The organism is Microbacterium sp. A94 (assembly GCF_051842855.1).
In the GTDB taxonomy this organism is placed as follows: Bacteria; Actinomycetota; Actinomycetes; order Actinomycetales; family Microbacteriaceae; genus Microbacterium.
Genome location: NZ_JBPXMU010000002.1, coordinates 175,266 through 199,685 on the forward strand (window position 1 = coordinate 175,266; position 24,420 = coordinate 199,685).

Genomic DNA, 24,420 nt, shown 5'->3' on the forward strand with positions numbered 1-24,420 from the left:
CATCAGAGGTTCAGGGCTTCAGCACAATTCTGATGGGATTGCCGACCTGGTTACGCAAGTGATCGAGTCCCATTTTCACCTGGTCCAGTGGAAGGACCTCAGAGATAGATTCGCCCAGGTCCAGGCGACCATGCGCGGCGAGGCTGACCAGCTCTTCGGTGTGGCGTCGTTCCGAGCCGTAGTGACCGAGAACGCGCTTCTGCAGTCGGATCATGGTCGCGCTGTCGTTGAGCGTGACCGGCGCATCGGGGATGCCGACCAGCACAACGCGGCCTCGCGGACCGACCGCGTCGAACGCTTGCTGCTGCACGGCCGCATGCCCGACGAAATCGAAAGCGACGTCGAGTGGCCGCGCCGCGGACAGCTGCTCGACGAAGTCGGCATTGTTCGGGTCCAGCACGATATCGGCGCCCGCGCGCAGCGCGCGTTCACGGGCTGCCGGTGAGGGATCGATACCGATCACGGGTGCCGCACCGACCAGCCGAAGCAGTTGGACTGCGTGATATCCCAGCCCGCCGAGTCCCCAGACGGCGACGGATTCTGCGGGCCGCACCTGGGCCGTCTCCGTGATGGCTGCCCACGGCGTGGCGACGGCATCCGCAATGATGGCCGCCTGATCGTAGGCGAGATCCGGACTGATGTGTAACGCCCGTTCGGACGGGGCGACGACATACTGCGCCCAGCCGCCGTCGTAGTGGACGCCGACGATCGACGTCTGCCCGTCGACGATGCCGACCGGGTGCAGCAGCACCCGGTCACCGTTCACCCATCCCGCGACGCCCTCGCCGACTTCGTCCACCTCGCCGGCGACCTCGTGCCCGAGGATCACGCGCTCTGGCATTCTCGGCGCAAGCTCGCCGTCGATGAAGTGAATGTCGGTGTGGCACATGCCGGCGTACTTCACGCGCAGGCGGATCTCTCCGCGCCCCGCATGCGGGATCGGCGCCTGAATCACCTCCAGCTGACCGTTCGACGTGGTCAGCTGTACGGCGGTCATCGTGTTCTCAAGCCCAATACTCATGGTGGCCTCTCTCGTTCAGGTGCAGCCTGCGTGCCGCGTTAACAAGGCGATCGACGCTGTCAGCGCCGATGCGTGCGTCGCACAGGTCATGGGCTTTGGTTCGCAACGGTTCCCACTGCTCCTCGGGATGCACGCTCCACCGCGGCTGTCCGGCATCCGCCTCCGCCCGACGGATCGTGCCGTCGTCGAGAGTCAGCGAGATCGCCGTCTGCGTCTTCGCGTAGGCGTCGTCGAAGGTGAGGGTGGTGGAATCCATCAACCGCCGCGCGGTCAGCGACGGCTGGAACGGCTCGGAGAATCGCGCGGTCGTCATCGGGCCTTCCAGAGCAGCCGCGGTGGTGAATGCCACGCTAAATTTCGCCTCCTGACCAGTTCTCGGGTCGGGAATGGTGCAGACGGTCTGCGTGATGGGCGGCACGGTGATATGCACGGACGCCACCCGTTCCAGATCGATCCCCTCGGTTCGCAGGACGTCGGCGGCCATGATCGAGCCGTGGGTGCCGAAACATGCGGAGGAGAACTTGAACAGCAGCCGGCGCAGGTGCCACGGCTCGCCGAACGGCTCGGCGAGCGGCGGCTCGTCGACGCTGGTCGAGTGGGTCGGCACCAGCCCCTGCGGCCCGAAGACCGTGTCGGCTGCCGGTCCGGCGAGACCGGCCGAGGCAAGAAGAGCCGCGCGCATGCCGACGCTCGCGGCGTTCCCGGCGTTGAGCGGCTTCCCAGCCGAGCCGAACAACGATTTGAGCCCGGATGCCCCGGTTGCCGCGTATGCGATCGCCGCTCGCAGCGGCGCCCGGTCGACGCCCAGGATGAGCGCGGCCGCGCAGGCGGCACCCAGCGCGCCGACGATACCGGTGGTGTGGAATCCGATCTCGTAGTGGGAGGGGCTAATGGACAGTCCGACGCGCTCCTGGAGTTCATAGGCCGCGGCATAGGCACTCAGCAACTGCGTTCCCGTCACATCTCTGCTCGCAGCTGCAGCCAGCAGCGCGGGCACAATCGCGACGGACGGATGTGCACCCGACCCCGGCGCCCAGTCGTCGTAGTCGAGGCTGTGGGCCGTGACTCCGTTGATGAACGCAGCCGTGACCGGATCACGAAACTCCTCCGTCCCCCAGATTCGCACCGAGCCTTCGCCGCTGAACGCGGCACGCGATGCGCGCGCTTCCGGCCCGTCGGCTCCTCCGATCGCGCAGATGATCACGTCGCTGATCGCCTGCGCTGCGAGATCGGCGATGTCCGAGGGCAGCGGGGATCGCATGACGCGAAGCGCCTCGTCGACGAGGAGGTCCAGCCGACCAGAGCTGCTCTGCATGTCCACGAACGACTGCTCAGCCGCGGGGCGTGCGAACGAGACCTGCGCGCCGCCCTTTCAGGGCCGTCATCTCCGCCATCTTGCGACTGGCCTCGTCGATCATCTCGTCGCCGAGCATGACGGCTCCACGCCCTCCGCCGGCATCCGATGTGTGGAACTCATACGTCTCGAGAATTTCCTCAGCGCGGTCGTAGGATTCCTGCTGAGGAGCGAAGATGCGGTTGCCTGCCTCGATCTGTGACGGATGCAGCACCCATTTTCCGTCGAATCCGAAGGCGACCGCGCGTCTGGCTGCTTCCTCGAACCCGGGCAGGTCACTGATCACTCCGTACGGGCCGTCGATCACCTGCACGCCATGCTTCCGTGCAGCGATTGCGAGCATTACGAACACGGTGTCCAGCGGAGCGTAGCCGCCGAGCGAGTTCTCGCCGATAGTCAGCGATGGCAGCTGCATCGAGGCCATGAAGTCTCCGGGGCCGAAGATGAGTGTTTCCACCCGAGGGCTCCCGCCGGCGAGCTGATCGGCGATGCTGAGGCCCGCTGGCCCCTCGATCTGTACTTCGATGCCGATCCGTCCGGGCTCCAGCCCATGTTGCTTTTCAAGCTGGTCAAGCGAGGTGTCGAGCCAGTACAGATCTGCGAGCCGCTCGACCTTGGGAAGCATGATGCAGTCGATTTGCGCGCCGGCGCCGGCGATGACGGTCGACAGATCGGCGAACGCCCACTGGGTGGATGCGTCGTTGATGCGAACGCTGACGGTCTTCCCTGACCAGTCACCATCCACGAGCGCCGTCACGATCGATGCTCGAGCATCCTCCTTGGCGCCGGGCGCCACAGCATCTTCCAGGTCGAGGAACACCGAATCAGCATCCAGCGTCTGGGCCTTTGCAAGCATCTTGGCACTGCTACCGGGCACGGCGAGGACAGTCCGTCGCGAGCGAATCGGGCGAGGCATGTCGGGGTTCCCATCCTGTCGGTCACGCTGTCGGCGACTGCGCCGACACATCGCCAGGCTACCGACGCGGGCAGCGCGTTGCGGCTCTGCAGCAGGAAACGAGACGGATGTCGCCCCGGTCATGCGACGCGCGTCGCGCCGGGTAGGCCTTCCGTCGCGCGAAAGAGTATCCTGTCAACTACCATCTAGACCTCAGAGGAGCAGGGATGTCATCGGAGACAGCCACCCAGGCCGAGAACAAGCGTCCGCGCATGACCCAGCAGAAGCGATCATCGATCTCGACGCGCAAGCTCCTGCAGGCAACGGCAGACCTGATCGCCGAGCGAGGGTACGAAGGCACCACGCTAATCGAGATCGGCAAGCGCGCCGGTTACAGCCACGGACTGGTCACCCGTCGTTTCGGCACCAAGGCCAATCTCGTACAGTCGCTCATCGCAACACTGTCCAAACGCTTCGGACATGTTGAGATGGCTCAGACCGTCGACAACGCCGTCGGGGTCGATGCCATCGACGCGATCCTGCTCTCCATCCGCGCCAACGCTGAGGATTCCCCGCAGTCCCTGCGCGGTTTCTACGCGCTGATGTTCGAGTCGTTGAAGCCCGCCGTCGGTCTGCAGGAGTACGTATCCGGCATCCACCAGGATTTCCTCGACGACGTGGAGAAGGTGGTCGCCCAGGGCGCGGAGACGAATCGCCTGGCTGCAGGAGCTGATCCTCGCGAACTCGCCGAGCTGATGATGAATCTCCTGCGCGGCTTGGCATTTCGTTGGCTGCTCGATGCGGAAGACGTCGACATCATCGCCGGAATCGACAGCATTCGGCGTGCGATGAACACCCTTGCCGCGCCCGCGAGCTAAGGGTTCAGCCCCATCTGCAGAACGAGGAAGAATGCGATCCGAGGTTGAGCTGCTGCTCGATCAGTCGCTAGAGCCGCACGCCATCATCGATGCGGACAGCCGTTACCTGTACATCAATCCCGCGGCGATGGCGATCATCGGCGAGGACACCGACCTGATCGGTCGGCCGTCGCCGTTCAGCGATGACCGCTCGCAACAATTTCACGGCAGAGTACGTCACACGCGCATCGGATGGACCGCGGTCGAGTTCTCAAGCGTTCCGTTCGAATCTGAAAACGCGGAGCGCTTCCTGATTCGGTTCGAACCCGTTCACGAAAAGTCTCGACGCGGCAGGCAGCTCGACGCCATCGTCACGATCGCCGAGGCACTCAGTACCACCGACCAGCTCGACGCGGCATTGAAGAAGCTCGCGCGGGAAGTGCGGATCGCTGCGGACCTGGAATCCTGCGCGCTTACTTTGCTGGACGCGGATCATCGTGTGCGCATCGCCGGCACCTCTGGACTACCCGACGACTATGCCGAACAACTCGAGGCCTGTCGCCGGCTCGGGGCCCCGCTTCTCACGTTGCGGTCGCTCGAAGAACGTCGAATCATCGTGGATCCACACTGGCGAAACGCGATCTTCGCCGATGCACGGTGGGAGCCCCTCTACGAGACGGTTCGCGGCCTGCGCATCGGCACCTTGATCGCCGCTCCCATCGAGGTACGGGGAATCGCGGGGATCGATGATGTCGTCGGCGCCCTGACAGTCTTCTGCCGCGAGGATATCGAGCTCGATCACGATGACATCGCGTTCCTGCGTGCGATGGCGGACTACGCAGCGATCGCGATCTCCAACGCGCGGATGCTACGGCTATTGCGAGAGCAAGCCGCGCAGGACGAGCGATTGAAGCTCTCACGAGAACTGCACGACTCGGTGACGCAGGAGCTCTTCTCGCTCTCGCTGCGCACGCGTGCCCTTGCGCGTCGACTCGGAGCTGGCGCCGACGTCGAGCTCTCCGAAGAAGTCGATGACCTGTACGAACAGTCCCGTCGCGCACTGGCTCAGATGCGGGCGACCATCCTTCGAGGACGAGCCGTCGAGGTCGGCGGTGGCGGATTACTGCAGGCCGTGCAGTCGAAGTGCGACGAACTCGATCTTCCACAGGGAATGAGCATCGAGATAGTCGCTGAGAACGATTCCGATGCAGTGGCCGCCGATTTGCAGGACGATGTCTTCCTGCTCGTGATTGAAGCGATCCGCAATGCGGCCAAGCATTCGGGCGCCTCACGCGTCACCGTCCGCTTCGCACGCGCTTCGGACGATCCGACAGCACTGCGCGTCGAGGTCGCCGACGATGGAATCGGATTCGTGAACTCTCAACGCAGCGCAAGCGCCGTCGGAATCGACTCCATGCGCGAACGCGCGCAGGTTCACGGAGGATCATTGACGCTGCAAGCAACACCGGGGGAAGGCACGACTGTGACCGCCATCTTTCCCGGCGCCTTTCGCGGCCAGAGCAGTCACGTGACGCAGAGCTGAGGAAACATCATGACCGAGATCACCATCGTCCTCGTCGACGACCATGCAATGGTTCGCAAGGGCCTGCGAGCATTCTTGGACACAGAGGCCGATCTGGCGATCGTCGGCGAAGCGGCCGATGGGCGCGAGGCAATCGCCGTGGTCGACACCCTCGCCGCGCAGACTCGCGAACCCGATGTCGTGCTGATGGACCTGCTGATGCCCGGACTCGACGGAATCAGCGCGATCCAACAATTGCGCGCACGCTATCCGGATCTCAAGATCGTGGCGCTCACGAGCTCGACCGACGCGGCAACAGTCAACGGCGCGATGAGTGCGGGCGTCAACGGCTATCTCCTGAAGAATGCCTCTCCCGAGCAGGTCGCTGAAGCCGCGCGCACCGCAGCACGCGGTCAGGCTTATATCGATCCACAGGTCGCGATGACGGTCGCGAACTCCGCGCGCGGCGCTGCGCAACCGGTTCTGAGCGAGCGCGAGACGGAAGTCGTCGCACTGGTCGCACAGGGGATGTCGAATCAGGAGATCGCTGACACGCTCTTTCTCAGTGAGCGCACCGCGCGCACACATGTGAGCCACATCATCTCGAAGCTCGGGTTGAACTCTCGTATCCAGGTGGCGCTCTGGGCGATCCGCGAGGGCATCGTCACCATCAGTTGACGCCCGCTGCATTGCGATCGATGCGAGACATGTGTCGCGTGCCCATCGGGACGGCGGACTGACACTGCACCGCACCGGATCGGGTTGACTGGCCTCACGACCGAGTGACGGTCGATAGGCCGCACCGGCGGCCGAGTATGAGACGAGGACGTTTCGTGGGCGAGCAGCTGCAGGGAATCAGAGCGATCGTGACCGGCGCAGGGCGAGGAATCGGCCGTGCCGTCGCTATTCGACTGGCTGAGCAGGGCGCTGACGTCGCGGTCGTCGATATCGACCTCACCTCCGGCAAGGGCATCCCCGGCGAGGAGGACGCTCCGACCACAGCGGCAATCGAGGGGCTCGGACGCCGCGCTCTCGGCATCCAGGCAGATCTCACCGATCCCACTGCAGCGTCCCGCATCGTCGCGAAAGTTGTGGATGCGTGGGGCGGTCTCGATGTCGTCGCCAACATCGCCGGTGGCGCGATCACGCCATTCGTCCGCAGCAGCGCCAGTACGATTCCGGTCGAGGACATCCGGCACATCTTGGATGTGAACCTGATGTCAGCGATCTACATGTGTCAGGCCGCGGTGCCTGCACTGCGGGAGTCGACGCAGGCTGCGATCGTCAACACCACTTCGCTCTCGGCATCCGTTGCTCACCCCGAAGGAAAGCTCGCCGGCTATGGGATGTCGAAGATCGCATTGGGCTACTACACCCGCGCGTTGGCGGAAGAGGTGGGCCCAGAGGGGATCCGTGTAAACGCTGTTGCTCCCGGGTACACAATGACGGGGCGCGTACGCGCCAATTCTGCGGACACCGGGTTCGCTGAGAAGTCCGCCGACGTGGCACTTCGCCGTCTCGCGACACCGGACGACATCGCTGACGGCGTGGTTTTCCTCGCATCACCCAGCGCGTCGTATGTCACTGGCCACACCCTCGCGATCGACGGTCAGACCCGGGTTGTCTGACCGTGTCGCACACACCTGTTCCGACCTACGAGCAGCTGAATGCACTGCCGATCTGGGAGTCACTGATCGTCCAGGATTCGCAGATCGATGACCGCGATCACATGAACATCCGCTTCTACTTCGACGCGGCCGCGAGGGCGATCCTCGGAATGTGCGAAAGGCTCGGCCTCGATGATCACTATCGCAGCAGCGCTGGTGCGGATGTCTTCACAGCTGAGCATCACATCCGCTACTTCGCTGAGCTGCGACTCGCGGATACGTACTCGACTCGGGTGCGCGTCGGTGCCACGACCGGAAAAGCACTGAACATGACCGCTTATCTCCTCGACGAATCGCACGGCCGCCTCGCCTGCGCCTTCGATGCGACGCTCATCAATGTCGACCTGACCACAAGGCGAGCGGTGGAATTCTCACCGATCGCCGCGCAGCGGCTCGCCAGCTGGAGCGCTTGACGTGCTCTATGAGATTCGCCGCTACCGGACTCTTCCCGGTCGACGCAGCGATTGGATCCGGTTCATGGAGGAGGCCGTTCTCCCGCTGCACGCGGCCGCCGGCGTCGCCGTTCTCGGCACGTTCATGGACGAGGACGATGACGATGTTTATGTTTGGATCCGGGCGTTCGAAGACGAAGACGCGCGGGCGGCCGGTTACCGTGAGATATATCAGTCCGAAGCGTGGTTGACCGATATCAGCCCGCGCGTCGACCAGCTCCTGGACCGCAGTTCAGTGACGAAGATGACCGTGCGACCGACCGCGAGATCGCCGCTGGCCTGAACGTGAGTGTCCGTCCAGGACGCACGCGGCGCTCGTCTTCTACTCCGCGTACGCCCGGTACCCGGTGTGATCGCGGTTCGGCTTGAGCGCCCAGCCATCACCATCAGCGACAACAAGATTCTTCATCCCGCCTGCGTCGGCGATCACGGCGTAGTCCTGCCCGGCATCTGCGGCGTAGCAGAACAGGGTGACGAAGGGCTCGTCGCCGACGTTGACGCTGCGGTGGATCCAGTGACCGGGCACGTCAACCGCCTTGCCCGGCGTGAGTTCGACAGCCGAGGTCTGACCGTCGAGCGTCTCCAGGAGCATGACGCCGCGGCCGCTCAGGCAGTAGTACAGCTCGGCACGATCGGCGATCGCGTGCAGGTGCCCGCGGGTGACGGCGAACTCCTCCCCGTAGCGTCCGGGCAGCAGTGTGCTCGTACCGACGATCAGCGCGCCGGGTCCCTCCTGGTAGCGATGGTCATCGACCCAGTAGACGAGTTCTTCGACACCGCGCTCGCCGACGGCGTCCTGCCAGGCTGCGTCATCACGGTAGACGCCGTCCATGTCACCGAGGTATTTTTCGTAACGACGGGACCGGCCCTCGATGCCGCCCTGGGGCGAGATGTCCAGCAGGGTGGGAAGGTCCACGACGGGGTGGTTGCTCACGGTGCTCTCCTGATGATGATGGGCGCTCTAAACAGCGCAGTCGATGTTGCCACAACTTGTAACTACAAGACATGTAATTACAGGTATACTCCAAAACAGCACAATCCGGAACCGCAACCAACGAAGCAGGCACGAACCGTGATCATCGCCCACGACCTCGGCACGACGGGAAACAAGGCCTCGCTGCACCACGACGATGGCCGTCTCGTGGCAGCGACCACCGTCAGTTACCCCGCCCACTTCGCCGCCGGCGGCATCGCCGAGCAGAATCCACAGGATTGGTGGGATGCCGTCGTCTCAGCAACCCGCGAACTCCTCGCCCGCACCGAAACTGCAGCCCCAGACGTGCAGGGACTCGTTGTCAGCGGCCAGATGATGGGTGCCGTCCTCCTCGACGGCGAGGGCACACCCGTCCGCCCGGCCATCATCTGGGCCGACACTCGCGCGAGCAAGCAGCAGCGGGAACTCGAACAGACGCTCGGCGCCGAGCACGCCTACACCGTGCTCGGACACCGCCTGAACCCTACCTACTCGGTCGAGAAGGTCATGTGGGTGCGCGACAACGAGCCGGAAATCTGGGCACGTGTGCGGCGCTTCTGCGTTGCCAAGGACTACATCGTCCTCGGTCTCACCGGTCGCCTGGCGACCGATCGCTCCGACGCGTCCGGCACGAACGCCTACGACCAGCGCACCGGCGACTGGTCGGATGAGGTGCTGCAGGCGGCACGTCTGGACCGCGCACTGTTCCCCGAGATTCTCGAGTCGACCGCGATCGCCGGTTCGCTGACCGCCGATGCCGCCGCTGCTCTGGGATTGCACACCGGCGTCCGCGTCGTGATGGGCGGCGGAGATGGGCCGATGGCCGCCGTCGGCTCCGGCATCGTCGCTCCGGAAGATGGCGCGTACGTGTGCTTGGGCACCTCATCCTGGATCTCCTTCGCTTCGCACGCTCCGCTGCATGACCCGGGGATGGGCACGTTCACCTTCGACAACGTCGTGCCCGGATCCTTCGTGCCGACAGCGACGATGCAGGCCGGCGGCGGCTCGATCCAGTGGATCTCCGAGGCGCTCTCGCCCGACCCCGCAAAGCCCGAGACAGCCCGCCTCACCTCCGAAGCCGGAGGCGACCTCGATACCGAAGACCTCTACTTCCTCCCCTACCTCCTCGGCGAGCGCTCCCCCATCTGGGACCCGAACGCCCGCGGGGGCTTCGTCGGCATCGGCCGTCACCACAGCCGCGAGCACCTGGTTCGCGCCGTGCTCGAGGGCATCGGATTCAATCTGCTCACCAGCATCCATGCGTTCCGCGAATCGGGCACCGTGCTCGAGAGCATCGACGCCGTCGGCGGGGGCGCGCAGAGCGATGCCCTCCTGCAGATCCTCGCGGACGTCTGGGGGATGCCGGTGCGCCGACGCACGATCGTCGAAGAGGCGAACAGCCTCGGTGCTGCTGTCACCGGCGCGGTCGGACTCGGCCTCGCCGACTTCTCTGCGGCCCGCGCACTGAGTGAAGTGACGGCGGAGTTCACCCCGGATGCTTCGCGCCACAGCATCTACGCCACCCGCCATGCCCGCTTCACCTCGGCCTATGCGGCGCTGGCACCGTGGTTCGCATCAGGACCCGCGGTACAGATGTCTGCCGACGGGAACGAACGTATGCCGAAATCGGCCGAATCGGCCGACATCCGTGGTTCTGCGCCGGCATCTGTCCCGGCAGACGAAACCGAAGGAGCTCACTGATGGGCATCATTCTCGCCACCAGCCGTTCGTTCTCCGACGGTGATATCGACCTCGTCGCGCGCGCAGCGGATGCAGGACACGACATCGTTCGCGGACCAGCGCACCACGATCTCCACGAGCTCGCTCCGCTGCTCGCCGGGGCCGACGCCTGGATCGCCGGCACCGGCCCGGTCACCGCAGCTCACCTGGATGCAGCGCCGAACCTGAAGATCATCGCGCGCTACGGCGTCGGCACGGAGGCGGTGGACATCGCCGCGGCCGAGGCCAGGGGCATCCCGGTCACCAACACTCCCGGCGCAAACGCCGAGGCCGTCGCCGACCAGGCCGTGGGCCTCATGCTCGCGGCCCTGCGAACCATCCCGGACGGCGACCGGCGCGTGCGCCAGGGCGACTGGAGCGTCCGCCGAGGCCGAGAGCTGGGTGCCGCCACCGTCGGCATCGTCGGATTCGGCCGCATCGGCCAGGGCGTCGCCCGGCGCCTCGGGGGCTTCGGCAGTCGCGTGATCGCCGCCGATCCGTATTTCCCCGCTGACCGCATCCGCGATCTCGGCGCCGAGCCGATGGAATTGGACGAGCTCTTCCAGACCGCCGATCTCATCACCCTGCATGCTCCCGGCGGGCAGCGTCTCGTCGACGCCGCACGACTGCGGAGCATGCGCATCGGCGGCATCATCGTGAACACCGCCCGGCCCGACCTCGTCGACGAGCAGGCGGTTGCTGCGGCGCTGCACGACGGCCGCCTCGCCGGCTACGCCGCTGACACGCTCGACGGCGACACGGCAGCATCCGCCAGTCCCCTACTGGTCGACGATCTCGCCAACCGCGTGATCGTGACCCCGCACCTCGGAGCGCAGACGACCCAGGCCGTCGACAATATGGGCTCGATGTCACTGGCTGACGTCCTCGCCGTCCTCTCGGGCGAGGCCCCGCAGCATCCGGTCTCCGGATCTCACCCCGCCCCCACCGCGGCTCCGGTCGCACTTGACGCTGCTAAACCCACTTTTTAACCGCACGAAGTGCGACCGGAACAGATGAAAGGCTCCGCAACATGAGCACACCACCCGCGAGCGACTACATGGGCTTCGTTGGCGTGACCACCGGGTCATCGTCGATCATGAAGGTGTTCCCCCTGTGGGCCGACATCCTGGGCCTGCCCACGCGCACGCTGATCGGCCACGACCTGCCGATGGATGCCGCCCCTGAGCAGTACCGCGCGCTCGTCGAGCAGATCCGCGACGACCCGCATCACCGCGGCGCCCTCGTCACCACGCACAAGATGAACGTGTTCGCCGCGGCATCCGAACTCTTCGACGAGCTCGACCCGTTCGCGATCTCATGCTCGGAGATCTCCAGCATCGCCAAGCGCGGTGACAAGCTCTCCGGCCGCGCGAAGGACCCGATCACGGTCGACCTCGCTCTGAACGACTTCCTGCCGGCGGATTACTTCACCACCACGGGCGCTGAGGTCATCATCCTCGGCGCGGGCGGATCCGGCACCGCACTCAGCTGGGCCCTGGCCGAGCGCGACGACGCCCCGCAGAAGGTCACCGTCACCGCACGCAGCGACGACAAGCTCGACCACCTGCGCGAGGTGCACCGCCAGCACGGCACCCGTGACGGGCTCATCGAGTACGTGCGCACCGATTCTGTCGAGGATGCCGCCGCGCTCGTTGCCGCAGCACCCCGCGGGTCGCTGATCGTCAACGCCACCGGCCTCGGCAAGGACCGCCCCGGATCCCCCTTGCCCGACGACGTCGTCTTCCCCGAGGGCGCGTACGTCTGGGAGTTCAACTACCGCGGCACGCTGGAGTTCCTGCACCAGGCACGCGGTCAGGAGCAGTCCCAGAACCTCCATGTCGTCGACGGCTGGCGCTACTTCATCCACGGCTGGTCGCAGGTGGTCGCCGATGTGTTCGAGCTGGAGCTGACCGCCGACATCGTCGAGCAGCTTGCGGAGGCCGCCGAGGGAGTGCGCTGATGATTCGCACCGTCCTCGGTGACATCGACCCGGCACTGCTCGGGCCGACGAACTACCACGAGCACCTTTTCCAGGTCAGCCCACTGCTGCCCGGAGACGAGCTCGATGACGAGGATGCCTCGGCCTCCGAGGCAGCGCTGCTGAAGGCCAGCGGCTTCGCCGCGATGGTGGATGCCACGCCCTTCGGTCTCGGACGAAACCCCGAGGCGCTCGCCCGCATCAGCACGGCGACCGGAATGCACATCGTTGCCACCACCGGCCGTCACCGCGAAGCGCACTACGGAGAAGACCATCCGATGCAGGTATGGAGCGTCGAACAGCTGGCAGAGCTGTTCATCGCCGACCTCACCGTGGGCATGGCCCGAGAAGACGACGCCGTTTTCGAAATGGCGATCGTCCCGGCGGCACGCACCGAAACCGGCACCCGCGTGCGGGCGGGCATGCTCAAGGGCGGTATCGACTATTGGCGGATCAGCGACTTCGAGCGCACCACGCTCGAAGCCCTGGCCGTGGCGCATCGCGCGAGCAACGCACCGGTGATGGTGCACCTGGAATTCTGCACGGCAGCGCATGAGGTTCTCGATCTGCTGGCAGCTTCGGGCGTCGCATCCGATCGCATCGTGCTCGCCCACGCCGACCGCGACCCGGATCCGGGGCTGCACGCATCGCTCGCCGAACGCGGCGCATACCTCGGCTATGACGGGTTCGCCCGACCGCGTACCCGCAGCGACGCTGAACTGCTCGAACTGACCGCCGCAGCCATCGAACGCGGCGCCGGCGATCGCATCGTGCTCGGCGGCGACGTCGCCCGAAGCACCCGGTACATCTCCTATGGCGGCATGCCCGGGCTGGGCTACCTCGGCGAGCGGCACCTGCCGCGACTGCGCGAGCGCATCGGTAGTGAGGTCGTCGACCGCCTCCTGGTCGCGAACCCTGCTCGTCTGCTCGACCTCGGCTGAGTCCGTGTTGCGGGTTCCGCGCCACCCGCACCGCAGGTGTCGCAAGTTGCCGCTTCAACGCACGCGATGCGGCCAAACGCGACACCTGCCGCGCTCCCCCGCAGAAGCATCCGCGTCCCACCCCGTCACAGGTGTCGCAGATGGCCGCTTCAACGCGAGCGAAGCGACCAAACGCGACACCTCCCCTGGACGACGGACTCTTAATATCCGCCCTGCGGGGGATGCCGGGTGAGTCCACGCGCTCCTAGCCTGGAGGTATGACTTCAGGAACCCTGCAACTGGCAGGAATCACAAAGAGCTACGGCACCCGCCGGGTACTCGATGACATCACCTTCTCGGTCGCTCCCGGCCACCTCACCGGCTTCGTCGGCGGCAACGGCGCGGGCAAGACAACGACCATGCGAATCGTGCTGGGCCTGCTCGCCTCGGACGGCGGCACGGTCACCCTCGGCGGAGCGGACCTCACCTCCGAGGCACGCCGCCAGTTCGGGTACATGCCCGAAGAACGCGGCCTGTACCCGAAGATGAAGGTGCTCGAGCAGGTGGTGTACCTCGCGCGACTGCATGGCTTCAACAAATCGGATGCCACCGAGAAGGCGACCGCCCTCCTCACAGAACTCGGACTCGGCGAACGACTGAACGACAACCTCGAGGCGCTCTCGCTCGGAAACCAGCAGCGGGCGCAGATCGCGGCATCCCTCGTGCACGACCCCGGTGTCCTCATCCTCGATGAGCCGTTCTCGGGTCTGGACCCGCTCGCGGTCGAGACTGTCGCTGGCGTGCTTCAGGAGCGTGCGGCACGCGGCGTCTCGGTCCTGTTCTCCTCCCATCAGCTCGATGTCGTCGAGCGTCTGTGCGATGACCTCGTCATCATCGCCGGTGGCACGATCCGCGCCGCTGGTCCTCGCGAGCAGTTGCGCGCAGAGCACTCCGCTCCGCGCTGGGAGTTGGAGAGCACCGGTGACGTCGGCTGGCTGCGCGAGGAGACGGGGATCACCGTCGTCGACTTCGAGGGCGGCAACGCCGTATTCGACGCTGAGGACCCCGCCATCGCTCAGCGGGTTCTGCGCCGTGCTCTCGACGGCGGCGATGTCTCCCGCTTCGCCCCGCAGCATCCCTCGCTCTCTCAGATCTTCAAGGAGGTCATCCAGTGAACGCCTCGACCCGAACCGCGACCAGAACTCTCAGCGCCGGTCAGGGCGTCTGGCTCGTCGCCGAGCGCGAGCTGAGCACGAAGCTGCGCAGCAAGGCCTATCTCATCTCGACCGCCATCCTGCTGCTGATCGCGCTGGCTGGCGTCATCTGGGCCGGCGTCTCCAGCGCGAACCCGAGCGCGACGCAGATCGCGGCAACAAGCAACGCAGCATCCGCGTTGGAGAACATCGACGGCTACGAGGTGACCGAGGTCGCCGACCGGGATGCCGCAGAAGAGCTGGTGCGCTCCGGCGACGCTGAAGCGGCCATCGTCGAAGACGCTTCGTCCGCGACCGGGCTGCTGGTCATCGCTGACAAGCAGGCACCGCAGAGTCTGATGATGTTGCTGTCATCGCCGCCGTCGGTTGAGCTGCTCAATCCGGATGAGGCCGGTGGCGCGATACGCTACATCCTCGGCATCGCGTTCGGGCTGGTGTTCATGATGGCCGCGATCACGTTCGGCTCCCCCATCGCGACGAGTGTGGTCGAGGAGAAGCAGACGCGCGTGATCGAGATCCTGCTCTCGGCGATTCCGGCACGGGTACTGCTGGCAGGCAAGGTGATCGGCAATACGCTGCTCGCGATCTCGCAGATCCTCATGCTGGTCGTGGTCGGCACGATCGGGTTGATCGTGTCGGGGCAGACGGCTGTCCTGCAGGGAATCGGAGGGCCGATCGCTTGGTTCGCGGTGTTCTTCTTCTTCGGCTTCATCCTGCTCGCCGCCATGTTCGCCGCCGCGGGTTCGATGGTCTCCCGCCAGGAGGATGTCGGCGCGACGATGACACCGGTGATGTACCTGACGATGATCCCGTATTTCCTGGTGATCTTCTTCGGCGACAACCCAACGGTGATGACGGTGCTCTCCTACGTGCCGTTCTCCGCTCCCGTGGCGATGCCGATCCGGCTGTTCTTCAATGAGGCCGCCTGGTGGGAGCCGCTGCTGTCGATGGCGATCATGCTCGGCGCGTGCGCCCTGGTGATCATGCTCGGCGCGAAGATCTACGAGAACGCCCTGCTGAAGATGGGCGCCCGCGTGAAGTTCCGCGAGGCCCTGCGCGGCTGAGCGACATCCCATCCGCATATTCCCGCGTCATTTTCTTCGATGCGGGAATATGCGCACGCATACGCCGGTTGTCGCTGAAGAATGCGGACAATGGTGTCGGCCCGTCCTCCTCTGAAAGGCACCATGAGCACTCCGCTTCTCGATCGCACCGCCGAGACCTCTGTTCCCGTTCTCGATGTTCTCGCCCAGCGCTGGAGTCCCCGCGCATTCGAAATGGCGACGCCGATCGATGAGAACAAGCTCGTCGCTGCGCTGGAGGCCGCTCGCTGGTCGCCGTCCGCGAGCAACACGCAGCCGTGGCGCTTCATCGTCGCGCGTCGGGGCACCGATCTGCACGTGAAGATCGATGAGGCCCTGATGGGCTTCAACCGGGAGTGGGCCGGTACCGCCCAGGTGCTGATCGTCGCGCTCTCGGAAGACGCGGATGCCGAGGGAAATCCGCGTCCGTGGGCACAGTACGACCTCGGCCAGGCGGTGGCTCATCTGTCGGTGCAAGCTCATGCCGATGGCCTCTACGTGCACCAGATGGGTGGCGTCGACCGCGAAAGCCTGCGGGCGCTGCCGGGGGTCGAAGATCGCTTCACCCCCACCTCGGTCATCGCGCTCGGCGCGCTGGGCGACCCGTCGACGCTGTCGGAGAAGCTGCAACAGCGCGAGTCCACCCCGCGCGTGCGCCGTTCGCTCGCTGAAACGGTGATCGCGAGCGCCTGAAACGGCTTCGGGAACGCAGGTCAGCCCCTGCGCAGCCCATCCAAAGCCACGGCCAGTACGTCGCGAGCGAGCCCATCTGCCCCTTCGGCGCCGGCCGGCTGGTACCACTCGACGATCGAGTTGACCATGCCGAACAGTAGGCGTGTGGCCACCGAAGCGTCGACGTCTTCTCGGACCGCACCCTCGGCCTGAGCCATGCGCACAAGCACCGTCACCTGACGGTCGAACGCTCGCCGGCGCTCCAGCGCTGCCCGCTCGACATTACTGTTGCCCCGCACGCGCAGCAGAAGCGTGACGAATGCGATCTTGTCGACGAGCACCCGCACCGCACCGCGCAGCACATACTCCAGCCGCTCGCGCGCGGAACCGGCCTGCGCTCCGGGCTCGCGAAGAACGCCCTCCAACGAGCCGATCGCCTCTTCGAGCGCGACCTCCAGCAGCGCCTCTTTGGAGTCGAAGTGGTGGTACAGCGCGGACTTCGTCAACCCAAGCCTCGTGGCCAGCGTCGCCACCGATGTGGCGTCGTACCCCTGCTCGATGAAGACCTGCACGGCGATGTCGAGCACCTGGCGCTGGTCGTAGCCGGGGCGCCCTCGTCGCGCGCTCTCGGCCGCATTCGACTTTTCAGATTCTGACACGCGCTCCAGTCTCGCACCATTGCCGAGCCACTGCTCCCCTGCAATAATCAAATACTGAACGAATGGTCAGGAATCTGTGCCCGACCGAGGCGACGAGGCAGTCAGGAGCGTGATGATGAGCGATACACCCCTCATCATCGATTCCCAATCCGACCGCGTCATCGCCCGATTGAACCGCCCGGACAAGCGCAACGCAATCGACCGCGAGATGATCGACGCTCTGCACGCGCTCTGCGCAGACCTCGAGCACACGCCGCGCGTGCTTATCCTCACCGGCACTGCGGGTGTCTTCGCCGCCGGTGCCGACATCAGTCAGTTGCGCGCCCGCCGCGCGGCAGATGCCCACCGCGGCATCAATGCGACCGCGTTCATCCGCATTCGCGAGCTGCCGATGCCGGTGATCGCCGCGCTGGAAGGCTTCGCGCTCGGCGGCGGGGCCGAACTCACCTATGCCGCAGACATTCGCATTGCAACGCCGACGCTGAAGATCGGCAACCCGGAACCGGGCCTCGGCATCATCGCCGCTGCCGGCGCAACCTGGCGCCTGCGCGAGATCGTGGGCGATGGCCTGGCCAGCGAGATGCTGCTCACCGGCCGACTAGTCGGGGCGGATGAGGCGCTCTCGGCGGGCCTGGTGTCCAGCATCCATCCGCCCGAGGAACTCCTCGCGGCCGCGCATGCGATCGCTGACCGCATCACGCAGAGCGACCCGCTTGCCATTCGGCACACGAAGACAGCACTGCGCGCGCCGCGCGATGCCCACCCGCAGATCGACGGCGAACTGCAGGCCGAACTGTTCGAGAGCTCGGAGAAGATGCGTCGCATGACTGAATTTCTCGAGAAACGCGGCCACCGATGAGGGTGGGCGTGCTGGGCGGCGGGCGCATGGGCAGCGGGATCGCGCACGCGTTCGTGATCACCGGAAGCTCGGTGACGGTCGTCGAGCGCGACGAGGAAACAGCGGATGCTGCGGCCGGCCGCATCCGCGACAACCTATCCCGCTCCATCCAGCGCGGAGCCACAGGAAGCATCGACGACTTCGCCGCTGCCCTGGCGGTAGGCGTCGATATCTCGGCATTCAGCGACTGCGATCTCGTGATCGAGGCGGTTCCAGAAGACCGCGCGCTCAAGGCTGAGGCGCTTCATCGAATCGAGCGGGTGCTCAGCGCGGATGCCGCGCTCGCATCGAACACGTCGTCCATCTCGATCGATGCCCTGGCTGTCGGCTTGGCGCGTCCGAACAGGTTCCTCGGGCTGCACTTCTTCAACCCGGTGCCGGCATCCGCGCTCGTCGAGATCGTGACCGGCACGGCCACCGACCCCGCCGTCATCGCAGCGGCGCGCGGGTGGGTCGAAGCGCTCGGCAAGACGCCGATCACGGTGCGCGATTCTCCCGGCTTCGCGTCCAGTCGGCTCGGCCTTGTGCTCGCGCTCGAGGCGATTCGGATGCTGGAGGACGGCGTCGCCACAGCCGAAGACATCGACACAGCGATGGAGCGCGGGTACCGGCATCCGCTCGGGCCGCTGCGCACGACCGACGTCGTCGGACTCGACGTGCGCCTCGCCATTGCAGAAGAGCTGCATGCCGCCCTCGGCGAGCGCTTCGCGCCACCGGACCTGCTGCGCCAGCTGGTCACGGACGGCAAACTCGGCCGCAAAAGCGGCGAAGGCTTCTACAGATGGGACGACTGATGATTGATGTGCTGCCCAGCTACGTGCAGGGTTCGTGGTGGACCCCCGCTGCGCCGGTGGATACCACCGCTGTTGCGATGAGCGAGATGACGACGGTGCGGGATGCCTCGACCGGGGAGGAGATCGCGCACGTCAGCACCACGGGTCTGGATCTGACGGGCGCTCTGGACTACGCGCGCACCACCGGACAGGCGAGCCTGGGCGCGCTGACCTTCCACCAGCGAGCGGTGCTGCTGAAGAAGTTCGCCCTGGCCCTGACCGAACGCAAAGAGGAGCTCTACGCCCTGTCTGCCCGCACGGGCGCGACGAAGGCCGACTCGTGGGTCGATATTGACGGCGGCATCGGCGTGCTGTTCGCATACTCGGGCAAGGGGCGCCGCGAGCTGCCGAACGCGCAGGTGTACGTCGACGGCCCCGTCGAACCCCTGTCGAAGGACGGCTCCTTTCTCGGGCGTCACATCTATACGCGTCTGCCAGGAGTCGCCGTGCAGATCAACGCGTTCAACTTTCCGGTCTGGGGACCGCTGGAGAAGTTCGCCCCCGCCTTTCTCGCCGGAATGCCGACGCTCGTGAAGCCGGCAACCCCCACCGGATATCTGACCGAGGCTTTCGTGCGGATCCTCGTCGAGGCCGACCTCCTGCCGGAGGGATCGCTGCAGCTGGTCAGCGGCAGCGTACCGACGCTTTTCGACAACCTACGACTGGGCGACATCGTCGGATTCACCGGCAGCGCGTCGACGGCGGCGCTGCTGCGCCGGCATCCGGCTGTGCAGACCGGCGGCGTGCGGTTCACCGCTGAGACGGACTCGATCAATGCCTCCGTGCTCGGCCCCGATGCGGCCCCCGGTACACCGGAGTTCGACGCGTACATTCGTCAGCTCGTCACTGAGATGACGTCGAAAGCCGGTCAGAAGTGCACGGCGATCCGGCGAGCGGTTGTGCCCGCAGCTCAGGCGGATGCCGTGATCGAGGCCGTCCGCGCGCGCATCGAAGACAAGATCGTCATCGGTGACCCGCGCACCGAGGGCGTGACGATGGGTCCGCTCGTCTCGCTCTCGCAGCGCGATGAGGTCGTGCGGCAGGTGCAGGCGCTGATCGCCGGCGGCGGGCGAATCGTGATCGGTCCGGAGGATCCGGGAGCGCCCGATAGTGCGGCTGACGGTTCGGTCGACGGCGCGGCCGACGGTGCGGTCGACGGTTCGGCCGACGGTTCGGAGCGTGCGCACGGGGCATTCGTCGCGCCCACACTGCTGCGCTTCGACGATGCGCACGCGGAGGCCGTGCACAGCATCGAAGCATTCGGTCCGGTGTCCTCACTGATCACGTATGACACTGTCGCCGAGGCATCCGACATCGTCGTCCGCGGCGGCGGATCGCTCGTGACCAGCGTCGCAACGCACGACGCCGACTTCGCCGCCGGGATCATGAGCGCGATCGCGGCTTCGAACGGCCGGGTGCTGTTCCTCGACCGCGACGATGCGCGCTCCTCCACCGGACACGGATCCCCTTTGCCCGGCCTCGTGCACGGCGGTCCCGGCCGTGCCGGCGGCGGCGAAGAGCTCGGCGGCATCCGCGCAGTACTACACCACATGCAGCGGACAGCCATCCAGGGCTCCCCCGATATGCTCACCGCGATCACCGGCGTGTGGCATACCGGTGCTGCCGCAAACGATGACGGCATCCACCCCTTCCGCAAGCCACTCACGCACCTGCGCATCGGGGATCAGATCGCCTCGGCATCCCGTGAGGTGACCCTCGACGACATCGAGACGTTCGCGCATTTCACCGGCGACACGTTCTACGCGCACATGGATGAGGAATCAGCGGCCGCCAACCCCTTCTTTCCGGGACGCGTCGCACACGGGTACCTGCTGGTGTCCTGGGCCGCCGGCCTGTTCGTCGACCCGGAGCCGGGGCCGGTGCTCGCGAACTATGGCCTGGAGAACCTGCGCTTCGTGACCCCGGTCTCGCCGGGCGACAGCATCCGGGTCACGCTCACCGCGAAGCAGATCACCCCGCGCGAGACGGATGAGTACGGCGAGGTGCGCTGGGATGCCGTCATCCTGAATCAGAACGACGAAATCGTCGCGACGTACGACGTGCTGACGCTGGTGGAGAAAGCGTCGGCCTGAGCACGTACTTCTTCTTCAGCCACGCAGCGCGAGAGCGAACGGCAGCACGCTGGTCGCTCCCGTCTGCCGCAGCACGCGAGCCGCGACCGTGAGCGTCCACCTGCTGTCGACCTGATCATCGACGAGCAGCACCGGACCTGCCGGGATCTCGATCCCCTCAGCGCTGAAGCGGTCCCAGAGGCCCGCGAGCCGGAAGGCACTGTTGCCTCCGGGCTGCCCTGTGGGCCCACCATCGACGAGTGTCAGCGCACCGATGTATGGCAGCTTGCCGATCTCGGCGATCCCGCGTGCAAGGGAATCGACAAGCAGCGGATGCGAACGCGACGGCATCGCGACCACTGCGACCGGGCGTTCGGACCAGCCCCAACCTGCGAGAACCCGCACGCAGGCGCCGAGCAGCTCCGATGAGATCGGCGCATCGGGCACCCCGGCCGCGAACAGCGTGCGCAGGGTGCCACCCCAACCGAGGTCGGTGAGGCGGGCGAGCGCGCGCCCTTCGCCAGCCTGGTCTCCTGCGGCGATGCGCCCCTTTGCCGGGACACCCAGCCGATCAGCCCCGGTTGGCCACATGCGCCGCGGCTCGATGACGACGCCGACGCGGTCCAGGGATTCGGACGCGGCGGCTGTGGCGGTCGTGCCGATCTCGGTCGGAAACCAGGCACCCGCGCAGTTGTCGCAGCGTCCGCACGGCACAGCGGTTTCGTCATCGAGCGAGCGCTGGAGGAATTCCATCCGGCATCCGTCCGTCTGTTCGTACTCGATCATGCTGCGCTGCTCGGCCAAGCGCTCGCCGGCGATCCGCTCATAACGCTCGCGGTCGTAGACCCAGCTCTCGCCGGTGGATACCCACCCGCCCTGCACGCGGCGCACAGCGCCGTCGACATCAAGAACCTTCAAAAGCAGCTCGAGCGGGGTGCGGCGGATGTCAACCATCGCCTCCAGCGCCGGGGTCGACACCGGCGCATCGCCGAGCGCGGCGATCACGCGTTCGGCGCGCTCCTGATCCGGCATGGAGGCGGTGGCGAAATAGTGCCAGATGTCGCGATCTTCCACCCCGGGCAGCAGCAGCACATCGGCGCTGTCACTCGCACGCCCAGCACGGCCGACCTGCTGGTAATAGGCCACCGGCGACGAGGGGGCGCCGAGGTGCAGCACGAATCCCAGGTCGGGCTTGTCGAATCCCATCCCGAGCGCGCTGGTCGCGACCAGCGCCTTCACCTCGTTGCGCTTCAGCATGCCCTCGGACTCTGCGCGTTCATCCGAGTCGGTCTGACCGGTATAGGCGCGCACCTCGTGACCGCGCTCACGCAGAAGCCGGGCCGTATCGACGGCGGCGGCAACGGTCAGCGTGTAGATGATGCCGGACCCGGGCAGGTCATCAAGATGGCTGAGCAGCCACGCCAGCCGGCTCGCAGCATCCGGCAATCGCAGCACTCCCAGCCGCAGCGACGCTCGTGCGAGCGGCCCGCGGATGGTGAGTACTTCGCCCCCGCCGGTCGGACCGGCGCCGAGCTGCTCCTCGACATCGGCGACGACTCGACTGTTCGCCGTCGCGGTCGTGGCCAGCACCGGTACCTGCGCGGGCATCTGAGTGATGAGATCGCGCAGTCGCCGGTAATCAGGACGGAAGTCATGCCCCCAGTCGCTGATGCAGTGCGCCTCGTCGACGACGAGCATTCCGATGCGGCGCACCAGCGCCGGCAGCTGCTGTTCACGGAACGCGGGGTTGTTGAGCCGTTCCGGCGACACCAGCAGAACGTCGACCTCATCGCGGTCGAGTTGCGCGAGCACATCCGTCCACTCGTGCGCATTGGTCGAGTTGATCGCCACAGCGCGCACGCCGGCGCGCTCTGCCGCGTTGATTTGATCACGCATCAGCGCCAGAAGCGGCGAGACGAGCACGGTGGGCCCCGCCCCCTGCTGGCGCAGCAGCAGCGTCGCGACAAAGTACACGGCGGATTTTCCCCATCCGGTGCGCTGCACGACCAGCGCTCGGCGGCGGCCACTCACCAGCGCCTCGATCGCCTCGAACTGCCCGTCATGGAACACGGCGTCATCGCGCCCGACCAGTTCACGCAGCGCGGCGAGCGCAGCCTCATGCGTAGCGGTGGATGCGGCGTCGGGTGTCATACTCCCACTCTGCCCGAGGCATCGGACATCGCCGGCACCCTTTGCGCTCCAGCATCCATCATGCGATAATAACTAAACGATCGGTCAGTAAAGAAGACGAAGGAGTCATGATGACCACGTCCGAGATCGCAGGCGAGATCACCGCAGAGCAGCGCCGCTTCGATGAGATCATCGCCGCCGACTCTCGCATCGAGCCGCGTGATTGGATGCCGGAGGCCTACCGGCGCTCGCTCATCCGCCAGATCTCGCAGCACGCGCACTCCGAGATCATCGGCATGCAGCCCGAGGGCAACTGGATCACCCGTGCGCCGAGCCTGAAGCGCAAGGCGATCCTGATGGCGAAGGTGCAAGACGAGGCCGGGCACGGCCTCTACCTCTACTCGGCGGCGCAGACCCTCGGAATCACGCGCGAAGAGATGACCGACCAGCTCATCACCGGCCGCGCCAAGTACTCCTCGATATTCAACTACCCGACCCCCACCTGGGCAGACATGGGGGCGATCGGCTGGCTCGTCGACGGCGCGGCGATCTGCAACCAGGTGCCGCTGTGCCGGGCATCCTACGGCCCGTACGGGCGGGCAATGATCCGCGTCTGCAAGGAGGAATCGTTCCACCAGCGACAGGGTTTCGAGATTCTGCTGACGCTGATGAAGGGCACCCCGGCGCAACAGAAGATGGCGCAGGATGCTGTCGACCGCTGGTACTGGCCGAGCCTGATGATGTTCGGACCTCCCGATGGAGACTCTCCCAACTCTGCGCAGTCGATGGCGTGGAACATCAAGCGCTTTTCGAATGACGAACTGCGCCAGCGCTTCATCGGGATGCTGGTCCCCCAGGCCGAGATCCTCGGAATCACGCTTCCAGATCCGGAACTGCGCTTCGACGAGGAGACGCAGCAGTACGTCGGCGGCGAGATCGACTGGACCGAGTTCTTCGAGGTGCTCGGTGGGAACGGTCCGATGAACGCCGAGCGGCTGCGCGCCCGACGTGAAGCGCATGAGGAGGGCGCGTGGGTGCGGGAGGCCGCTTCGACGTATGCCCGTCGCCGCGCCCTGGGCCTGTCGAAGGGCCGGCGAACCGAGGAGGCAGCCGCATGATGACGACACCAGGAACCGAAACCGCAGAGCCCTGGCCGCTGTGGGAGGTATTCGTCCGCGCGAACCGCGGCATGAGCCACGTACATGCCGGGTCGCTGCACGCGCCGGATGCTGCACTCGCCATCCGCAACGCCCGCGACCTGTACACGCGCCGCGGTGAGGGCACATCGATCTGGGTCGTGCCATCGGATGCCATCACCACGAGCGACCCCGACGCCAAGGGGTCGTTCTTCGAGAGCCCCGCCGGCAAGAACTACCGCCATGCGGTGTATTACACCGCATCCGAGGGGGTGCCGCACCTGTGAGCAGCGTCAATCCGGTGCCGGACGCCCCGGAAGGTGCCCGCCTGGCGCCAGGCACCCGCCCCGCGCCAGGTGCCCGCCC

The 24,420-nt window shown here is 66.1% G+C and carries 24 protein-coding genes; 18 read left to right on the plus strand and 6 right to left on the minus strand.

The window, feature by feature from the left end; translation table 11 throughout:
• Positions 1-10: 10 nt before the first annotated feature.
• The 3 genes from ACSU1L_RS06750 to ACSU1L_RS06760 are packed head-to-tail and all read right to left on the minus strand — an operon-like array spanning position 11 to position 3,414.
• Positions 11-1,021, minus strand: coding sequence for a zinc-binding dehydrogenase (locus tag ACSU1L_RS06750; RefSeq protein ID WP_439255184.1), 1,011 nt, complete (start codon positions 1,019-1,021; stop codon positions 11-13).
• Positions 1,005-2,336 (minus strand): MmgE/PrpD family protein, encoded by a 1,332-nt coding sequence (locus tag ACSU1L_RS06755; protein ID WP_439255595.1) that lies wholly within the window; start codon positions 2,334-2,336, stop codon positions 1,005-1,007. Before ACSU1L_RS06755 ends, ACSU1L_RS06750 begins: the two co-directional genes overlap by 17 nt.
• 16 nt (positions 2,337-2,352) lie before the next feature.
• On the minus strand, positions 2,353-3,414 hold the full coding sequence (locus ACSU1L_RS06760) for an HpcH/HpaI aldolase/citrate lyase family protein (protein WP_439255185.1): 1,062 nt from the start codon (positions 3,412-3,414) through the stop codon (positions 2,353-2,355).
• 83 nt (positions 3,415-3,497) lie between these two features.
• Between ACSU1L_RS06760 and ACSU1L_RS06765 the strand changes: the two genes are divergently transcribed.
• From ACSU1L_RS06765 to ACSU1L_RS06790, 6 genes are all read left to right on the plus strand, one after another.
• Positions 3,498-4,148: a TetR/AcrR family transcriptional regulator gene (locus ACSU1L_RS06765; protein WP_439255186.1), complete on the plus strand. Its 651-nt coding sequence runs from the start codon at positions 3,498-3,500 to the stop codon at positions 4,146-4,148.
• A gap of 31 nt (positions 4,149-4,179) precedes the next feature.
• On the plus strand, positions 4,180-5,670 hold the full coding sequence (locus ACSU1L_RS06770) for an ATP-binding protein (RefSeq protein WP_439255187.1): 1,491 nt from the start codon (positions 4,180-4,182) through the stop codon (positions 5,668-5,670).
• Positions 5,671-5,679: 9 nt separating this feature from the next.
• Positions 5,680-6,327, plus strand: a complete 648-nt coding sequence (locus tag ACSU1L_RS06775; RefSeq protein WP_439255188.1) for a response regulator — start codon at positions 5,680-5,682, stop codon at positions 6,325-6,327.
• 155 nt (positions 6,328-6,482) lie between these two features.
• Positions 6,483-7,277 (plus strand): SDR family NAD(P)-dependent oxidoreductase, encoded by a 795-nt coding sequence (locus tag ACSU1L_RS06780; RefSeq protein WP_439255189.1) that lies wholly within the window; start codon positions 6,483-6,485, stop codon positions 7,275-7,277.
• A gap of 2 nt (positions 7,278-7,279) precedes the next feature.
• Positions 7,280-7,729, plus strand: coding sequence for a thioesterase family protein (locus ACSU1L_RS06785; RefSeq protein WP_439255190.1), 450 nt, complete (start codon positions 7,280-7,282; stop codon positions 7,727-7,729).
• A gap of 1 nt (position 7,730) precedes the next feature.
• Positions 7,731-8,051 carry an NIPSNAP family protein gene (locus ACSU1L_RS06790; RefSeq protein ID WP_439255191.1) on the plus strand — a complete coding sequence of 107 codons (321 nt, stop codon included), beginning with the start codon at positions 7,731-7,733 and terminating at the stop codon, positions 8,049-8,051.
• 39 nt (positions 8,052-8,090) lie between these two features.
• Here ACSU1L_RS06790 and ACSU1L_RS06795 read toward each other — a convergent pair whose 3' ends face one another.
• Complete coding sequence (locus ACSU1L_RS06795) at positions 8,091-8,702, minus strand: glucose-6-phosphate isomerase family protein (protein ID WP_439255192.1); 612 nt, start codon at positions 8,700-8,702, stop codon at positions 8,091-8,093.
• A 138-nt stretch (positions 8,703-8,840) separates the two neighbouring features.
• Between ACSU1L_RS06795 and xylB the strand changes: the two genes are divergently transcribed.
• From xylB to ACSU1L_RS06830, 7 genes are all read left to right on the plus strand, one after another.
• Positions 8,841-10,442: a xylulokinase gene (gene xylB / locus ACSU1L_RS06800; RefSeq protein WP_439255193.1), complete on the plus strand. Its 1,602-nt coding sequence runs from the start codon at positions 8,841-8,843 to the stop codon at positions 10,440-10,442.
• Positions 10,442-11,449, plus strand: coding sequence for a phosphoglycerate dehydrogenase (locus ACSU1L_RS06805; protein WP_439255194.1), 1,008 nt, complete (start codon positions 10,442-10,444; stop codon positions 11,447-11,449). Before xylB ends, ACSU1L_RS06805 begins: the two co-directional genes overlap by 1 nt.
• A 41-nt stretch (positions 11,450-11,490) precedes the next feature.
• Positions 11,491-12,420, plus strand: a complete 930-nt coding sequence (locus ACSU1L_RS06810; RefSeq protein ID WP_439255195.1) for a shikimate dehydrogenase family protein — start codon at positions 11,491-11,493, stop codon at positions 12,418-12,420.
• Complete coding sequence (locus ACSU1L_RS06815; protein WP_439255196.1) at positions 12,420-13,379, plus strand: phosphotriesterase family protein; 960 nt, start codon at positions 12,420-12,422, stop codon at positions 13,377-13,379. The genes ACSU1L_RS06810 and ACSU1L_RS06815 overlap by 1 nt, the downstream gene beginning before the upstream one ends.
• A gap of 257 nt (positions 13,380-13,636) precedes the next feature.
• Positions 13,637-14,533 carry an ABC transporter ATP-binding protein gene (locus ACSU1L_RS06820; protein WP_439255197.1) on the plus strand — a complete coding sequence of 299 codons (897 nt, stop codon included), beginning with the start codon at positions 13,637-13,639 and terminating at the stop codon, positions 14,531-14,533.
• Positions 14,530-15,636 carry an ABC transporter permease gene (locus ACSU1L_RS06825; protein WP_439255198.1) on the plus strand — a complete coding sequence of 369 codons (1,107 nt, stop codon included), beginning with the start codon at positions 14,530-14,532 and terminating at the stop codon, positions 15,634-15,636. Before ACSU1L_RS06820 ends, ACSU1L_RS06825 begins: the two co-directional genes overlap by 4 nt.
• A 123-nt stretch (positions 15,637-15,759) precedes the next feature.
• A complete protein-coding gene (locus ACSU1L_RS06830; RefSeq protein WP_439255199.1) occupies positions 15,760-16,347 on the plus strand; it encodes a nitroreductase family protein in 588 nt (195 codons plus the stop codon).
• A 20-nt stretch (positions 16,348-16,367) separates the two neighbouring features.
• Here ACSU1L_RS06830 and ACSU1L_RS06835 read toward each other — a convergent pair whose 3' ends face one another.
• Positions 16,368-16,985 (minus strand): TetR/AcrR family transcriptional regulator, encoded by a 618-nt coding sequence (locus ACSU1L_RS06835; protein ID WP_438253949.1) that lies wholly within the window; start codon positions 16,983-16,985, stop codon positions 16,368-16,370.
• Positions 16,986-17,097: 112 nt separating this feature from the next.
• On the opposite strand from ACSU1L_RS06835, the gene ACSU1L_RS06840 reads away from it, so the two are divergent.
• Genes ACSU1L_RS06840 through paaZ form a run of 3 tightly spaced genes read left to right on the plus strand, consistent with a single transcriptional unit; the run spans position 17,098 to position 20,809 of the window.
• Positions 17,098-17,844, plus strand: a complete 747-nt coding sequence (locus tag ACSU1L_RS06840) for an enoyl-CoA hydratase/isomerase family protein (protein ID WP_439255200.1) — start codon at positions 17,098-17,100, stop codon at positions 17,842-17,844.
• The gene (locus ACSU1L_RS06845) at positions 17,841-18,677 is read left to right on the plus strand and encodes a 3-hydroxyacyl-CoA dehydrogenase family protein (protein ID WP_439255201.1); all 837 of its coding nucleotides are present in this window, start codon (positions 17,841-17,843) and stop codon (positions 18,675-18,677) included. The genes ACSU1L_RS06840 and ACSU1L_RS06845 overlap by 4 nt, the downstream gene beginning before the upstream one ends.
• Positions 18,677-20,809: a phenylacetic acid degradation bifunctional protein PaaZ gene (paaZ, locus tag ACSU1L_RS06850; protein ID WP_439255596.1), complete on the plus strand. Its 2,133-nt coding sequence runs from the start codon at positions 18,677-18,679 to the stop codon at positions 20,807-20,809. Before ACSU1L_RS06845 ends, paaZ begins: the two co-directional genes overlap by 1 nt.
• A gap of 15 nt (positions 20,810-20,824) precedes the next feature.
• Here paaZ and ACSU1L_RS06855 read toward each other — a convergent pair whose 3' ends face one another.
• A complete protein-coding gene (locus ACSU1L_RS06855) occupies positions 20,825-22,939 on the minus strand; it encodes a RecQ family ATP-dependent DNA helicase (RefSeq protein ID WP_439255202.1) in 2,115 nt (704 codons plus the stop codon).
• 110 nt (positions 22,940-23,049) lie between these two features.
• Here ACSU1L_RS06855 and paaA point away from each other — a divergent pair, with 110 nt between their 5' ends.
• The gene (gene paaA, locus ACSU1L_RS06860) at positions 23,050-24,036 is read left to right on the plus strand and encodes a 1,2-phenylacetyl-CoA epoxidase subunit PaaA (protein WP_439255203.1); all 987 of its coding nucleotides are present in this window, start codon (positions 23,050-23,052) and stop codon (positions 24,034-24,036) included.
• Entirely contained in the window at positions 24,036-24,341 is a 306-nt protein-coding gene (paaB, locus tag ACSU1L_RS06865) for a 1,2-phenylacetyl-CoA epoxidase subunit PaaB (protein ID WP_439255597.1), read from the plus strand. The genes paaA and paaB overlap by 1 nt, the downstream gene beginning before the upstream one ends.
• Positions 24,342-24,420 lie beyond the last annotated feature (79 nt).